This window comes from Granulosicoccus sp. 3-233 (assembly GCF_052681095.1).
In genome coordinates, this window is sequence record NZ_JBQYLE010000004.1 from 422234 (window position 1) to 436714 (window position 14481).

A 14481-nucleotide genomic window follows, 5' to 3' on the forward strand; every position below is an offset into this window, starting at 1 on the left:
GGATCGCATCGTCAACCTCGCATCAGTCAACCGCCAGCCAGCGCCGAAAATCCGCGGGAAGTGGTGTCAGCTCACCCTCGCTGCGCCACTGCTGCTCCTGAACATGCTGCGATATGCGCCGAATGCGGTCCTCATCCAATGGGTGCGTGCTGAGGAAGCGTTCCAGCCATCGTGCCTGCCGTGTCGAGGACTGGCGACCGCGATTGGCGCTGAACAGTTCGAACAGCGTCGATGCGCCATTGACATGACCATACATTGCGTTGACGGCAGCCAGAGCGGCGTCATCGGCGGCAATTTCCATCGACCGGGTGAACTGTACGCCGGTGAGCATACCTGCCTGGCTCACGAGCTGCCCGGCCACCCCGGTGCCGGCATTGCCGGTCAGCCCGAGAAGTGCAATCGTGCTGGCGATACCCCCACCAACCGCTGCCACCGGATCGCGATGCAACACATGGGAAATTTCATGCGCCATGACCATGGCCAGGGTGTTCTCGTCAGGCATCCGTGACAGCAAGCCACGGTAGAACAGCAGATTGCCCCCCACCGTGGCAAAGGCATTGAAGACCTCTTCACTGTCATAGTGCACCGTGACCGACATGCCGTCGGGCAGCGGCAGATGCCGGCTGAGCCGCGCCGCCAGCTCATTGAGATAGGCTGTCATCTGCGGATGCCGCTGCGCCTCACCCAGCTCGATGTCCAGTCTCTCCATGACCCTCAGCTCATAGCTGAACGGGATACGTCTGGCAGCAAAGCTCCCCGCGTACTGCAACACGATCACCAATATCACGACCAGCACTACAGCCCCGACAGCCAGCTGCAGGAACTGACGCAGCGGATGCACCCGGCTGGTGTTGATACCTTCCGGAGGCAGACGATTCTCATACCTCATGTGATCTGTCCATGGCCGCCTTCGCAGGAATCATGGCAGTGCCATAGGCCAGCACCTCCATGGCCCCGACCTTGCCGGTGGCAATGCGCGTGGTATCGAACTTGATATTGAAGACATAGGCGGCATCCAGGTCCAATGCTTCCTGCTTCATCCGCAGAACCGCCTCACGGCGGGCCCGATCCAGCATCGATTCGAAGGGTGTGACCTGACCACCGAAGATATTGATCAGGCCGGCCAGAAATGCCTTGAAATAATCCGAGGCAATGACCACGCTGCCGCTGACCAGTTGCTGATGATAGTGTCTGTCCTCCGGAGGATAGCGGGACGCGACGACCGGCAAGGACTGCATCGTCGATTCCTGCTCGATGATCCTGCGATAGTGTCGTTTTTCCGCAAGGCGGCCGAACAGATAGCCGAGCACCAGCAAGGCGACAACGCTGCCTGCCTGAAGCAGCAGACTAGTCAATCTCCAGCTCCACCGCCGTGCCGTACACGAAGATCTCGGCGGCCCCGGCGGCGATGCTGGAAGTGCTGTAGCGCACGTTGAGCACGGCATTGGCACCCAGTGACTGCGCCTGTTCCAGCATCCGCTCGGTTGCCTCCTCTCGCGAATCGCTCAGCAGCTCCGTATAGCCACGCAGTTCCCCACCGAAGATGTTCTTCAGGGATGCAGCAATATCCCGCCCTACGTGCTTGGAGCGCACGGAACTGCCTTGCACCAGCCCCAGATGCCGAATCACCGTGCGGCCCGGCAGAAATTCCAGATTGGATACGAGCATGTAGCTTCCTGTGTCTGTTTCTCGGTTGCCAGTCTACTCCAGTGAACGTCAGGGTCGGCTCCACCAGCGCACAGGACGATCGAACGGTTTCCCTTGCCGGCGCCTGCGGTCGCAGGGGTCCGCAAAAAAGCCCGTGAGCAGTCAGCCGGCGCAGCGATCCAGTACACTAACAAGATGAGTCTTGTCTGCATTGTCACCGCCCTGCCAGCCGAATCCCGGGTCTTCATCGACGCACTGAAGCTGCGTCATGTTGCGCTGCGCGGAATGCGTCTGTATGCCGGCGAGCACTATCTGCTTCTGCAGACCGGCATCGGCAAACTCAATGCGGCGGCGGCCACGGCCGCACTGTTGCAGACACGTCCGGATATCTCGGCGGTGATCAATGCCGGCATCGCCGGCAGCGCTGCCGAGGTGGGATCGGTGCATCTGGCTCACCACGTGCTGGACGTTGCCAGCGGCAGGCAATGGTATCCGCATCTGCCACCGCAACGACACGTGGCGCAGCTGCCCACAGCCAGCGTGCACAGCGTCGACAAACCCGTCAGCACCTATACCAGTGGTGTGCTCTTCGACATGGAAGCTGCAGGCATCCTGACGGCAGCCTGCACGTATCTGTCCACTGACGCGGTACAGGCCGTGAAGGTGGTATCGGACAATGCCGAGCAGGGACTGGATGCCATCACGCCGGCGCTGGCTACCCGTCTGATGCAGGCCTGCCTGCCCGTCGTACAACAACTGAGCGACTGGCATCGTGCAAGCCTGCAGCCTGGCGCTGCAGACAGCACGCTCGAGCAATGTCACCAGGACATCACAGCGGTTGTTCGTCACAGTGTCAATGATGCCCATCAGCTGCGACGTCTGCTGCAACAGTACCAGAGTCTGACCGGTCAGACTCCTGACACAGCGATGCTGCAACAGCTGTCCACTGCCCGCGGCATCCGCAACCAACTGCAGGACGCCGTCACGGCAGCACCCTTGCACTACGAAGCCTGAAGCTGCCATGGATACGGTCTACATCGAGCGGGAAGTGCAATCGCATCCTCGCACACTGCGAATCTGTCAGCGCTACCCGAACGCCCGGCACATCCTCATCGACCGGCATGGCGATGTGTTCAACGCGCGCTCGCAGGATTTCCGACGACAGAAGTCCAACCCCGCCCTGATTCTCGCCTACAAGGCCGGTCGACGCGTGCATGCCACCCCACCGGGCTACCATATCGGTGGGCGTCACAACTACTATTTCTCGCACATGCTCAACTGCGTGTACGACTGCCGCTACTGCTTTCTGCAGGGCATGTATCAGTCGGCCAATCACGTGGTCTATGTCAACAGTGAAGACTTCATGCGTGACATCAGCGAGACCGCCGCGCAGCACGATACCGACAGCTGGTTCTTTTCCGGCTATGACTGCGACTCACTGGCACTCGACCCGGTCACACGTTTTGTCGATGATTGCCTGGACCACTTCGAACACCTGCCGCAGGCCTGGCTGGAACTGCGCACCAAGAGTACACAGATTCGGCCACTGCTTGCCCGTCCTGCCCTGCCCAATGTCGTGGTCGCCTACAGTCTCTCCCCTCAGGCCATCGTGGCCGCCGAAGAACACGGCACGCCGTCGCTGGCGAAGCGGCTCGACGCTCTGCAACGCTTGCAGGCTCACGGTTGGAAGATCGGGCTGCGCTTCGATCCGCTGCTGTATGCCGACAACTTCGAGGCACTCTACGGCGAACTGTTCGATACCGTCTTCGCCTCACTCGACATTGCTGCTGTGCACTCGGTCAGCCTGGGTGTTTTCCGTTTGCCCAAGGGTTTTCACAAGAAGCTGCTGCGGCTCTACCCCAAGGCAAGACTGCTGGCCGCCCCCATCGAAGCACGAGAGGGCATGATGACTTACCCGGAAGAGGTTGAAAACCGGATGCGCAGCTTCTGCCAGTCACGACTCGACAGGGCCGTTCGACAGGACCAGTTCTTTCCCTGCAGCTGATGACCGGAACCTTCTATCAGATGATCAGCCGGAACAGGGGAACCCGCATGAAACAGCGATGGCCTCGACCGCAGGAATGCCGCCGCAGATCACCATCATCCTGCCATCAAACCGAGTCTGCACCACATGAATGACAAGGGCTACCTGTTGGTCACCGGCGGCAGCCGCGGCATCGGACGTGCCTGCTGCGAGGCTCTGGGTGACGCAGGCTACCGGACCCTCTCTCTGTCGAGAACGGCACCGACCACACCGCTGAGCACTGATACCCATGTCAGCATCGATCTGTCCGACCTGGAGCACACCGCGACACTGCTCGGGACCCTGCTGAAGGAGCACGACATCACGGGTCTGATCTGCAATGCCGGTCGTGGTGACATCGGCTCTCTGGAGAATTTCTCGGCGCAACAGATCCAGCAGAGCATCACCTTCAACCTCATCAGCCCGCTGTGCATTGCACGCCTCTGCCTGCCGACACTGCGCCGGAAGCAGCGCAGCAACATTGTCTTTGTCGGCTCCACCAGCGCGCTGCAGGGGGCTCGTTACGGCAGTGTCTATAGTGCAGCGAAATTCGGCCTGCGCGGGGTTGCACAATCGCTGGCTCATGAAGTGGCCAATGCCAATTGTCACGTCGGCATTGTCCAGCCCGGTATGGTGCGTACCGGGTTCTTCGACGAACTCGATTTCGAACCCGGCCCGGATGCAGCCCATGCACTGCACGATGACGATGTCGCACGGGCCGTGCTGAGCATGGTGAGCTCACCGGATCACGCCGTCGTCAGCGAACTCATCGTACAGCCCCGTCAACACGTGGTACAGAAGCGCAAACGCTGATCTGTCCGGGCGTGCGTCAATCTGCAAGTCCGTCAGGCTGAACTGTTTCACACCCTGCAATTGTTTCAACAGTGTGAACTTGAGGCCGAGGCTACTTACTTGTAATCTACCTCGTCCCCAGCGTAAACCCCTGTATTCATGGGGGCTTTGGCCAGTTTTGTGACTTGCGCCAGCTGTCCGGACAAAGAATGTTTCCAACGATTCATTGAAAGAATTGTCTGTATACGTCAGCTTGTAACATCCGAGCACAGCACTGATTGCCAATGCTCACTGGGCCGTGACGTACCCGACAGATTCGTCGGGATGCGGTCATTCGCCGAGTCACCACAGAGACCTCTATATAAGTGTTCAAGATCGACCGTGCATCATGGATTATCATCGGCCTTGTCGGCACACTTCTGCTGACGATGTGGGCGGTATTCAACCGTCCTGATCAAGCGCCACCCTGGCCAGAAACCATCAATGGTGTGTCGTTTTCACCATTTCGTGCCGGCCAGTCACCGCAGAGAACCGACTATCCGAACGACGAGGAAATCACTCGTGACCTGGCGCTGTTGTCGGACCGGGTGCGCAGCGTTCGCACCTATTCCATGGAAGAGACACTGAGCAGCATTCCTCGTCTGGCCTCCCCGCTGGGCATGAAGGTCATGGCCGGTCTATGGATTTCCGCCGACATCGATCGCAACTGGAAGGAAATTGCAACTCTGCGCAAGGTTCTGGCGGAAGGTACCGGCAATATAAGCGGCATCGTTGTCGGTAACGAGGTGCTGCTGCGCAACGAGATCACCGCGCGACAACTTGCCAGTTATGTGGATATCGTCAAGTCCATGGCCGGCGATATCCCAGTGACCGTGGCCGAGACCTGGGACGTCTGGATGAAGACCCCTGAACTGACCCGACATGTCGATTTCATCACAGCTCACGTACTGCCCTACTGGGAAGGCATACCGGCAAGCATTGCCCATACCTATGTATTCGAGCGCTATGACGGCCTGCGGCAGAGCTTTCCCGGCAAACCGCTGGTGCTGGGTGAGGTCGGCTGGCCCAGTGAAGGTCGCCAGCGCGGCGGCGCCATTCCATCCCTGCCCAATCAGGCCAAGTTCCTGCGCAAGTTCCTGCAGCAGGCAGATGCCCGGGGAGCAGACTACTTCGTGCTCGAGGCCTTCGATCAGATCTGGAAAACCGATGAAGGTGCGGTCGGACGCTACTGGGGAATATTCAATGCCCAGCGAGAACCGAAGTTCTCTTTCGCCGACCCGGTTCGCCCTGTTCCCGAGTGGCGCGCCATAGCCGGATTCTCTCTGGCATTCACCATTCTGCTGCTGGCCCTGCTGTTGCGGGACAGCCGCGGACTGGTTCACGGTGGCCGCGGTTTTCTGGTGCTGGTCTCGTATGCCATCTCCTTTGCCGTGGTCTGGATGGTCTACGATTATTCCCAGAAATACATGACCTGGGAACAGGTCATCGTGGGCGTCGGCCTGCTGCTGGCCGCCTTCTGCATCACCATCGTTCTATTGGCCGAGGCTCATGAATGGGCGGAATCCATCTGGAATCGCCGACACAATCTGCAGCGCTTCAAGACAGATGAGGTAGCCGGTCCCTCGCCCAAGGTCTCGGTTCATGTGCCGATTCACAACGAACCGCCCGACATGGTCATCGAGACTCTGGCGGCGCTGCGCAACCTGAACTACGACAACTACGAAGTCGTGGTGGTTGACAACAACACCAAGGATCCCGACTGCTGGATGCCGGTGCAGCAGTGGTGCGAGCGACAGGAAGGCAATTTCCATTTTCACCATGTCGACCCTCTGGACGGCTTCAAGGCCGGCGCGCTGAACTACGCAATGCGCCACACGGCCGACGATGCGGAACTGATCGCCGTCATCGACAGCGACTACGTCGTTCATCCTGACTGGCTGAAGGATTGTGCAACCGCTTTCGACGACAAGGAAATCGCGATTGTGCAGGCCCCTCAGGATTACCGCGATGCCGGCGACAGCCTCTTCAAGTCCATGATCTATGCGGAGTATGCCGGCTTCTTCGGCATCGGCATGGTCAACCGGGATGCACGCAACGCCATCATCCAGCACGGCACCATGACCATCGTTCGCCGCAGCGTACTGCAAGGCGTGAATGGCTGGTCCGAATGGTGTATCACCGAAGATGCCGAACTGGGACTGCGTATCCTCGAGGAAGGCCATCGCACGGCATATGTTCCGCGCTCCTATGGCCGCGGTGTCATGCCCGACAATTTCCTCGACTACAAGAAGCAGCGCTTTCGCTGGGCCTATGGCTCGGTACTGATCCTGCGTCACCACATGCGCTACTTCCTGTCGCTGTCACGCTCGAAACTCACCTCCGGTCAGCGCTATCACTTCGTTGCCGGCTGGCTGCCCTGGATGGCGGATGGACTGTGCCTGTTCTTCAACATCGTGGCTCTGGCCTATTCGGTTCTGATGGTCATGTTCCCCTATGTCTTCAATCCGCCTGAAGTCATCATGAGCCTGCTGCCAATCGGATTCTTCGTGTTCAAGCTGTCCAAGATGATGGTGCTGTACCGATGGCGTCTGCGAGCGAGCATCATGCAGAGTCTGGGCGCCGGTCTGGCCGGGCTCTCCGTCTCGCATACCATTGCCCGCGCCATGCTGGCTGGCCTGCACGACACGGGTATCGGTTTTTTCCGGACACCGAAGCTGGCGGAAGGCCACTCGGTCTGGCAGGCCATTCTCGATGTGCGTGAAGAAGCCCTGATCGGTCTTGCCCTGATTCTGGCCGCAGTGACCATCGGTGCCCGAGATGATGCCTATCTCAATGACACGAAACTCTGGATTGCCCTGTTGCTGATCCAGAGCGTGCCCTATATCTCTGCGGTCGCCATGTCGCTGATCAGTACCTTCGAGAAATTGCCGACCCGGCTGTTCAATGACAAACCGGAAGACTCTCTGCTGGGTCGCCTGCCGGAAGCTCTGGTCAAGGCCGAGCGCTAGGACAGGACATGCAGCACATGGAAAGTCATGACCAACCGGCGGCGGGCGACAATCCCGCAGCCGGTCTGCCTGGAATCACCCGGGGTCGCAGACTGCGCTCACTGTCGACGCAACTGCTATCGCTCGCCCTGTTCACTCTGCTGATTACCATCGGCTGTCGCCTGGCGCTGGAAACCCTGTTCGGTCTGGAGCTGTACGCCGATTTCTGGCTACGCGACTACCTGGGCAATCTGGTCGTTGCCCTGCTTGCGTTTGCGCTGGTGCAATCGCGCGGCAGAGCCATGTTGCTGACTGCCGTGCTGGTCATCGGTTTCCAGATGGCCAATGGCGGCAAGCTGTCGGTACTCGGCACACCGGTAAGCCCGGATGATCTGATGAACATCCAGAATCTGTTCTATCTGACTGAAGGCTGGCGTCGCGTGGTGTTGATGCTGATCGCGGCCCTGCCCCTGATTGCCCTGGTGGCACTGACGCCCTGGCGACGTAAATCCACCTGGGGCGTGGTAGCCACACTGGCAATGACGGCGCTGCTGATCAATCATTTCAGCGAACCCCTGCGAGTTCAGCTGGACAGTCGCTTCGGCAACTCGGTGTGGAATCAACCGGCCAATTTCAAGAATCGCGGACTGGCCCTGCATATCGCCCAGGAATCTGTCAGGACGCTGGCCAAGGTAGGCAAACACCCTGACCGGGCTGCGGTTCTGGCAGCCACCCAGTCACTGGACGGCTCGACGGCCCTGTTGCCCATGCCCGGCGCGTCCACACCGCTTGCCGCCAGCACCACGCCTGCCAGTCCGCAGCGCAATGTGCATGTGATGGTGCTCGAATCCTTCTTCGATCCGGTGACACTCGGCCCCGAGTGGGTGCCCGAGGATCCGTTTCCCGAAGACTTTCGCCAGCTGTGGGCCGAGACCGGAAACAGTCATGCCCTGTCACCCGTATTCGGGGGCTACACCGCCAATGCCGAGTTCGAGACACTCTGCGGCTTTCCGGTGACTGAAAACGCGGTGTTCTTCGAAGGCTGGCTGCGTCGCAAGGTGCCGTGCCTGCCAGCGGTTCTGGCCGACGCCGGTTACCAGACCATGGCTTCCCATCCCAATGTACCCGGCTTCTGGAACCGGACTCTGGCCTACAATCTGGTTGGCTTCGACACCTATCTGAGCAAGGAGAGTTTCAACCTGGAAGACTCGGTGGAAGGTCTGCTGCTCGATCACAGCTTCTACGAACAGGCCTTCGACAAGGTCGCGCAGCTGGACCGGAATCGTCCGGTCTTCAACTACATGCTGACCTACCACGGGCATTTGCCCTATCCCTCCAGTGACAACTACCCGGATCAGGTGAAACCCGGCAAAGAGTCGGTGCTGCTGAACGGCTATCTGAACCAGATGTGGTACAAGTCACGCGATCTGATGGATCGCCTCGAAACGCTCAAGACCGAGGATCCGGATGGGCTGATCGTGATCTTCGGCGACCACCTGCCCTTTCTCGGTCCCAACTATGGCGTCTACACCGAAGCCCTGGGCCTGCCGGCCGACCGCGCCGACTTCACGGGCGACATGCTGGAATACCTTGTCAGCACACCGCTGATCGTGATCGATGGTCGGAATGGCCCGTTGAAGCTGGGCAAGCTGCCACTGTATCGGCTACCTGCCCTGATTCTCGAGAAGCTGGGGCTGGAAGATGATGCCGGCATACTGGCGTGGTCACGGAATCCCGACGAACAGATCATCAGGCCGGTCTATGGCATGCATATCGACATGCAGGCTGATGTTGTCACGGCCTGTCCCGACGGTGCCAATGCACCGGCCAGTTGCGAGGCATCGGCAGGATGGCTGGCGCGCACTCGCCTGCTGATACAGGATCTCTTCTCGGGCAAGCAGTACAGCCTGAGCAAACTGCAGGCCAGCAGCTCCGACAGGGTCGACGGCTGAATCCTGGCGACACGCTCCGGCTCCTGCCTCGGCACGAGTCGAAGCGCCCTCCCGCAGTACGAACCAAGGGGCTACGGGCAGTGCCGACTCACTGCTCGTCCTGGCTCTCGTGTGCCAGCAGACGTTGCTTGCGCTCGACTCCCCAGCGATACCCGGTGATGCTGCCATCGGCACCCACCACCCGATGGCAGGGCACCAGCACCGCCACCGGATTGGCTCCACAGGCTCGAGCAACGGCACGCGCAGCGGTAGGTCGACCGATCCTTGCAGCCAGCTGGGAGTAGCTTTCGGTACTGCCCGGGGCAATCTGCCGCAATGCAGCCCAGACCTTCTCCTGAAAGGCTGTTCCCTGAACATCCAGCGGCAGTGTGGCGGCCAGTGAGGGATTCTCGATACCGGCAATCACCTGATCCACCAGTTGCTTCAGTGCCTGCCGATTGTGTATCAGCGTGGCCCGACGGAAACGTTCGGCCAGATCCTGTTGCATCTGCCGCTGCCGGGTACCGAACAGGATGCTGCAGATGCCATGCTCCGTGGTGGCCACCACGATCTTGCCGAAACGACTGTTCCCGAAGGCATACTGAATGCTCATGCCCTCTCCCTGACGCTGATAGGATCTGGCGCTCATGCCCAGGCGGCTGGCCCCATCGGCGTAATAGGCCGAGGAGCTGTCATAACCGGCATCCAGCAGGGCTCGGGTTACCGAAGGCTCACTGCTCAATGCCTTGTCCAGATTACGCGCCCGAACAGCCTTGACGTACTGCTTGGGGCCAATACCCAGAAACTGCTGAAAGAGCTTCTGCAGGTGATAGCGGCTGATGCCCAGATGCTCGGCCAGGCTGGCGACCCTGACAGGCTCCGTCGAGGAGGAAATCCATTCGCAGGCCTGCTCGACCAGCTGACGCTGGCGCTCCCGCAAGGGCGGCTGGTCGGAATGACAGCGCTGACAGGCTCGCATGCCATCCTGCCGAGCCTCCTCCCGGCTGCGGTAGAAGCGTGTGTGCTCACGCCTGGCCTCGCGCGACGGACAGGACGGATAGCAGTAGATGCCGGTTGTGGTAACCCCGTAGAGAAAACACGCATCCGCGGCCGCATCACGTCTCTGTACCGCCTCCCATTTCAGCTGCTCACTGTCGAATTCGGGATTCATGGTTCTGTTCCCCTGCTCTGGCTCCGAGTATCGTTGAACCCAGACTAGTATTCCAGCACCGTGACGTCTTCTGAAAATGTGTTTTCAAATCACCTGTCAGGCGGCTTCACGAACGGCAATGCCCGCAAGGCTGTACCCATCAGGCCTGCCTGACTCTGGGCAGACTGGCCGACTCGCTCAGGGGGAAAACCGAAAATGCATTCTTGCCCTGAAGCTTGGCATCGTACATCGCCGCATCGGCATTCTTGATCAACAGGGTGGACGAGTCGGCATCCTCTGGAAAGCGCGCGCAACCGATGCTCACGGAAATGCAGTGCGTCAGATCATCGATCAGATACGGCATCGACAGCGACTGGCGCAAACGGTTGGCAATGGCCGAAATGCCCGACAGGGTGAAGTGTCCGCTGGCAATCAGCGTGAACTCATCGCCGCCGAGGCGCGCCAGACAGGCACGCTCGTCCAGCAGCTCGGATACACATTCGCGCAAACGGTCAGCCACCTGCCTGAGCAACTGGTCCCCGGCATCATGTCCGGCACTGTCATTGACCGCCTTGAAGCCGTCCAGATCCATGTACATCAGAATCAGAGATTCACCGTTCTGACAGCGCCTGCCGAGCGCTTCCTGAAAGCTGCTGCGGTTCGGCAGATCCGTCAGCGTGTCGTAATGCGCCAGCTTCAGCAATCGCTGATTGGCTGCCTGCAGGCTGTCGGCCTGATACTCGAGCTTGCCGATGTGAAAATGTGTGCGCATGGCATTGCCGATACTGTGCGCCGCACTATGCAGGTCCAGCTGTTCGAAACCGACAGGATCCATCAGCAGATACCCGAATTGCAGCCCGCCGGCATGGATCGGATTGAGAACCAGCTCACCGGTACGCAGCTCATCCAGCAGATGATCGGGCAGCAACTGCCGGGTGGGAAAGGACTTCTCCTCCGGCTGGAATACCTGACCATCCTGATACTGATGCAGCAGACTTGCATTTTCATCAGGACGCTCTCCAGCCTTGTCGTATTTCACCAGATAGCTGCGCCGCGGCTCCATCGCCTGCAGCCACCAGGTCATGGTCTGCAACAGCCCATCCTGATCCGAACAGGAACTCATGCGCAGTTGCATGGCAGCACGCAAACCCTGATGTCGCCGCATGTGATAATCGTGTTCGACATTGAAGGCCCACATGCGCTCGCGAATACGTGACAGGGCGAGAAGTATGCGAACGCTGGCCTCTGGCGTGAACCCCTGGCCAAGCATCGCCACCGTCAGCGACTCGATGCGATCACACAGATTCACCCACCAGTGAATGTTCTTGAAGCTGGCGCTGCGATCCAGCATATCCTGCATGCACTCGGCCGCCGCCGAACAGTCGGTGGTCATGCTCTGCCACAGCGCCGAGGAGAGTACTTCCAGATCGAGCGTATCCGGCGTGCTCAGGCCTGACATCGCGGCATGCAGCCACCGAGAGATCGATGCCGTATCGCCTATCGACAGCGTTTCATCATGCCCGGGGCGTGAATGCGTCGACGCCCTGGGAATGAATTCGCAATCCACACAGACCTGGTAGCAGTCGCTCTTCCCGGCATCATCCGGCGCCTCGCTACCGCACTCTCCCGCTATGCGTTGCAGCAGGCGATTGACGCTCAGGGAGGCCATGCTGTCGAATGGCTGTCTGACGGTACTGATGGGTGGAGAATTGCGCGTTGCCTCAGAGGTATCGTCAAAGCCGGTTATGGCAATGTCATCGGGAATCGAATAGCCGGCAACCTTGACAGCACGGGCGGCACTGAGCGCCATGATGTCATTGGCGGCAACGAAGGTATCCACATCCTGACGACGCTTCAACAGGGATGTCACGGCACCGTAGGTCCTGAACGCGTCGTAGTTGCCTTCCACGAACAGATCTTCATCGACGCGATGCCCGTTCTCCTCCAATACCCTGCGAAAGATACTTTCACGGCGCAACGAATAGGGATCGCCCGGGAAACCGCGAATGAAAGCCAGACGTGAACAGTCGCGGTTTTTCAGCAGATGCTGCATCAGGCCGATCATGCCATCGCAGTCATTGACAAAGACACTGTCGACGCCTTCGATCGGCAGACCCAGACTGAGTACCGGCACCTTGAACCGATTGATGAAAGTTGCCAGTTCATCGTTCGACAGTTTCTGGCCCAGCGTACCGGTCAGGCAGATGATGCCAACCACATCGATCTCGGTGGCCAGACAATAGATGGAATTGCATACCGATGAGTTACCCATCTGCTGTCCGGCGATACACAAGGTGCCATAGCCGGATTGCGACACGATACCGGAGATCGTATCGACCAGATCCTTGCGGTAATCGACATACTCATCCGTCAGCACCACAATGGTGCCGCCTGTCTGGTTCCTGCGCAAGTTCATGGAGAATCGATACCAGCCCACAGTGTTCGATGTATTCAACACTTGTTAACGGCATCCGCTCGCTCCGATTGAGCCGAGCGAGAGTCGGCCAGTACCGTGTAAATCCTGCAAAGCCGACTCCTGATGCGCCACCCGGCCCTGCCAGTGCTATTGGTATGGTCCATCTGTCGAATCAGGACACGCAAGACCATGGACACACACACCACCACCGCTACCCTGGAAACCCTGATGGAACAACTGGGATTGCCCTCGGATGATGCCGCTCTGCAACGCTTCGTGGAAGAGCATGGACCGCTCCCCTCAGCAGTGAGACTCGAGGAAGCGCCGTTCTGGAATACCTCTCAGTCGATTTTCCTGCAGGAGGCCATTGCCCAGGACGCCATGTGGGCCCCGGCCGTGGATCAGCTGGATGCTCTACTTAGGCACAGCTGAACCTCAGAAGACTTCGACTTCCAGATTGACGCTCATGGCAGCCTCGACACCGTCATCGAAGGTATTCCAGGGATTCACCACCCGGCTGTCGACGCTGGCACCGTATTTGAACTTGATGGCCACCGGACCACGTACCCGCCAGGACAGCGATGCTTCGGCTTCGGAGAAACTTTCCTCACCGCCGAAGTCGGAGTCCAGAGAGAGTGCCAGAGATACCGTCTCGCTCAAGTAGCGCTTCAGACGCAGACCCACATAGCCCACCGACTCTTCCTCGGCTTCCCCGGTCACCGGCTCGAAGCGGCGACTCCCGACACCGACGGCGGCGCTCGAGTAATGACCTCGACTCTTCCACAGCTTGTAACCCACACCGCCAACTCGCAAGGTGGAGGAACGCACACCGTCCGGTTCATTGATATCGATGTCGGCCAGTGCGAACAGATAATGGCGTGAGGTGAAGAAGAAGCGAGGCTGCACGCTCAGGAAACGACGATCACTGGTCGTACTCTTTACCCGCTCTGTCAAAGGCACCCCCTGATGGTTCACCACTTCCTTGCCGGAGGCGTCCAGACGGATCACATGGGTGACACTGGAACTGCGATACAGCTTGGCGACCAATTCGTGCTCGAAGTGCTCACCGCGAAAAGTGACATCGGTACGCGCCGATATGGCACTGGTGTCCTTGACACCGAACGTGGCGAGGGCACCGAACTGTACCTGTGCATCCCAGCCCTGTTCCAGATTCCTGGGAACCTCATACGCGGACAGTGCCGATGTACCGCCGGCAAGCCACAGACAGAGACACCACGCCGCACGGGCGACGCGTCTAGCGAGACAGGCCATTGCCGATCCCCACAGCCCGCCAGTCGCCTTCCATGGACGACAGCTTGTCCGTCAGCGAATTCATGGTGCCCGCCAGGGCTCCGAACGTTGCATGCAAGTCGACTCCGTCAATGGCAACAGGATCGGGAAGAAGCGGGACATCGGCCTGCTGCAAGACAGGGCTCGCTCCGTCCCATCCGCCCACGGCAAACAACGGCGTAGCATTGCCGCCAGGGTTCACCGGATTCCCGGAATGCAGAATCAATAACAATATCCGCGCCATG

At 59.4% G+C, this 14481-nt stretch carries 13 protein-coding genes; 6 read left to right on the forward strand and 7 right to left on the reverse strand.

Annotation, left to right across the window (positions count from 1 at the left end):
- Nucleotides 1-22 precede the first annotated feature (22 nt).
- From ACUNV4_RS13765 to ACUNV4_RS13775, 3 genes are read right to left on the reverse strand one after another with little or no spacing between them, the layout of a single operon-like run.
- A complete protein-coding gene (locus ACUNV4_RS13765; protein WP_430879141.1) occupies nt 23-889 on the reverse strand; it encodes a M48 family metalloprotease in 867 nt (288 codons plus the stop codon).
- Nucleotides 879-1355: a YbjQ family protein gene (locus tag ACUNV4_RS13770; protein ID WP_430879142.1), complete on the reverse strand. Its 477-nt coding sequence runs from the start codon at nt 1353-1355 to the stop codon at nt 879-881. The genes ACUNV4_RS13765 and ACUNV4_RS13770 overlap by 11 nt, the downstream gene beginning before the upstream one ends.
- Complete coding sequence (locus ACUNV4_RS13775; RefSeq protein WP_430879143.1) at nt 1348-1668, reverse strand: YbjQ family protein; 321 nt, start codon at nt 1666-1668, stop codon at nt 1348-1350. Before ACUNV4_RS13775 ends, ACUNV4_RS13770 begins: the two co-directional genes overlap by 8 nt.
- A gap of 174 nt (nt 1669-1842) precedes the next feature.
- Between ACUNV4_RS13775 and ACUNV4_RS13780 the strand changes: the two genes are divergently transcribed.
- The 5 genes from ACUNV4_RS13780 (at nt 1843) to ACUNV4_RS13800 (ending at nt 9401) form a co-directional block, all read left to right on the forward strand.
- Complete coding sequence (locus ACUNV4_RS13780; protein WP_430879144.1) at nt 1843-2661, forward strand: 5'-methylthioadenosine/S-adenosylhomocysteine nucleosidase family protein; 819 nt, start codon at nt 1843-1845, stop codon at nt 2659-2661.
- Between the two features lie 7 nt (nt 2662-2668).
- Nucleotides 2669-3652, forward strand: a complete 984-nt coding sequence (locus tag ACUNV4_RS13785) for an SPL family radical SAM protein (protein ID WP_430879145.1) — start codon at nt 2669-2671, stop codon at nt 3650-3652.
- Between the two features lie 126 nt (nt 3653-3778).
- The gene (locus tag ACUNV4_RS13790) at nt 3779-4483 is read left to right on the forward strand and encodes an SDR family oxidoreductase (RefSeq protein WP_430879146.1); all 705 of its coding nucleotides are present in this window, start codon (nt 3779-3781) and stop codon (nt 4481-4483) included.
- A gap of 344 nt (nt 4484-4827) precedes the next feature.
- Nucleotides 4828-7470: a glycosyltransferase gene (locus ACUNV4_RS13795; protein ID WP_430879147.1), complete on the forward strand. Its 2643-nt coding sequence runs from the start codon at nt 4828-4830 to the stop codon at nt 7468-7470.
- A gap of 17 nt (nt 7471-7487) precedes the next feature.
- Nucleotides 7488-9401, forward strand: coding sequence for an LTA synthase family protein (locus ACUNV4_RS13800; protein WP_430879148.1), 1914 nt, complete (start codon nt 7488-7490; stop codon nt 9399-9401).
- 88 nt (nt 9402-9489) lie between these two features.
- Here the strand turns inward: ACUNV4_RS13800 and ada are convergent, their stop codons facing one another.
- Nucleotides 9490-10551, reverse strand: a complete 1062-nt coding sequence (gene ada / locus ACUNV4_RS13805) for a bifunctional DNA-binding transcriptional regulator/O6-methylguanine-DNA methyltransferase Ada (protein ID WP_430879149.1) — start codon at nt 10549-10551, stop codon at nt 9490-9492.
- A 139-nt stretch (nt 10552-10690) separates the two neighbouring features.
- Nucleotides 10691-12946, reverse strand: coding sequence for a diguanylate cyclase domain-containing protein (locus ACUNV4_RS13810; RefSeq protein ID WP_430879150.1), 2256 nt, complete (start codon nt 12944-12946; stop codon nt 10691-10693).
- Nucleotides 12947-13135: 189 nt separating this feature from the next.
- On the opposite strand from ACUNV4_RS13810, the gene ACUNV4_RS13815 reads away from it, so the two are divergent.
- Complete coding sequence (locus tag ACUNV4_RS13815) at nt 13136-13378, forward strand: DUF2789 family protein (RefSeq protein ID WP_430879151.1); 243 nt, start codon at nt 13136-13138, stop codon at nt 13376-13378.
- Nucleotides 13379-13381: 3 nt separating this feature from the next.
- Here the strand turns inward: ACUNV4_RS13815 and ACUNV4_RS13820 are convergent, their stop codons facing one another.
- Together ACUNV4_RS13820 and ACUNV4_RS13825 are read right to left on the reverse strand one after the other, a co-directional pair.
- On the reverse strand, nt 13382-14218 hold the full coding sequence (locus tag ACUNV4_RS13820) for a DUF481 domain-containing protein (RefSeq protein ID WP_430879152.1): 837 nt from the start codon (nt 14216-14218) through the stop codon (nt 13382-13384).
- Nucleotides 14202-14462, reverse strand: a complete 261-nt coding sequence (locus tag ACUNV4_RS13825; protein WP_430879153.1) for a hypothetical protein — start codon at nt 14460-14462, stop codon at nt 14202-14204. Before ACUNV4_RS13825 ends, ACUNV4_RS13820 begins: the two co-directional genes overlap by 17 nt.
- Between the last annotated feature and the right edge of the window lie 19 nt (nt 14463-14481).

Excerpts from the sequence above, each read along its gene's own strand:
- ACUNV4_RS13775 (WP_430879143.1), bottom strand. The coding sequence starts at position 1,668 with ATGCTCGTATCCAATCTGGAATTTCTGCCGGGCCGCACGGTGATTCGG.
- ACUNV4_RS13785 (WP_430879145.1), top strand. The coding sequence starts at position 2,669 with ATGGATACGGTCTACATCGAGCGGGAAGTGCAATCGCATCCTCGCACA.
- ACUNV4_RS13765 (WP_430879141.1), bottom strand. The coding sequence starts at position 889 with ATGAGGTATGAGAATCGTCTGCCTCCGGAAGGTATCAACACCAGCCGG.
- ACUNV4_RS13780 (WP_430879144.1), top strand. The coding sequence starts at position 1,843 with ATGAGTCTTGTCTGCATTGTCACCGCCCTGCCAGCCGAATCCCGGGTC.
- ACUNV4_RS13810 (WP_430879150.1), bottom strand. The coding sequence starts at position 12,946 with ATGAACTTGCGCAGGAACCAGACAGGCGGCACCATTGTGGTGCTGACG.
- ada (WP_430879149.1), bottom strand. The coding sequence starts at position 10,551 with ATGAATCCCGAATTCGACAGTGAGCAGCTGAAATGGGAGGCGGTACAG.
- ACUNV4_RS13815 (WP_430879151.1), top strand. The coding sequence starts at position 13,136 with ATGGACACACACACCACCACCGCTACCCTGGAAACCCTGATGGAACAA.
- ACUNV4_RS13820 (WP_430879152.1), bottom strand. The coding sequence starts at position 14,218 with ATGGCCTGTCTCGCTAGACGCGTCGCCCGTGCGGCGTGGTGTCTCTGT.
- ACUNV4_RS13790 (WP_430879146.1), top strand. The coding sequence starts at position 3,779 with ATGAATGACAAGGGCTACCTGTTGGTCACCGGCGGCAGCCGCGGCATC.
- ACUNV4_RS13800 (WP_430879148.1), top strand. The coding sequence starts at position 7,488 with ATGGAAAGTCATGACCAACCGGCGGCGGGCGACAATCCCGCAGCCGGT.